We start from the raw sequence: 518 nt of genomic DNA, 5'->3' as shown, positions 1-518 counted from the left end.
ACGCGCACCCCAGGTAAAGCCGACCCCGATTCCCAGCCCGCCCTCACCTTTTCGCTGGGGTTGCGTTTTCGGGCTTTCGGACGCCTGGCAATTCACCCTTTAGAGCCATGATCCACTATTTATCTACGATAGAATAGGGACATGTTCCCTGTAGATCCCGACCATAAACTGATGGTCTACTTCACTGCGATGGGGAAAGCTGCGGCGGACTTCGCGGTCGTGTTGATGGAGTATGTCGCTCAGCTGGAGTTGTGTGATCGTGAGTTCGCCGAAGAAATCCTCATGCGACTACTCGCGGTCTCGAAGACGAAGGCCGCCCGGCTGTTGCAACGCGCAGAAGACCTCACCGGTCGCCCTGTGGTGTTACGGGCGCTGGCCGAAGGCCGCATCGACGAGGGGAAAGCGTTGATGATCGTCGACCTGCTCTCCACCCTCACTGCGGTGCACGCCGCGATCGCCGAGCAGGACTTCCTCGCCTTCGCCGAAACCCACAACTACACCGCGACTCGCAGGCATGC

General features: G+C 59.5%; 1 protein-coding gene. It reads left to right on the top strand.

All coding sequences use genetic code 11. The features are described from left to right. Window positions 1–141: 141 nt before the first annotated feature. The coding region (locus tag NLX83_RS40740) for a hypothetical protein (protein WP_254240659.1) at window positions 142–518 on the top strand (377 nt) is incomplete at its 3' end.

Origin of the sequence: Allokutzneria sp. A3M-2-11 16, from assembly GCF_024213555.1 — a bacterium.
In the GTDB taxonomy this organism is placed as follows: domain Bacteria; phylum Actinomycetota; class Actinomycetes; order Mycobacteriales; family Pseudonocardiaceae; genus Allokutzneria.
Note: the sequence above shows the minus strand (reverse complement) of the source record. Positions and strands in the feature narration are given on the sequence as shown.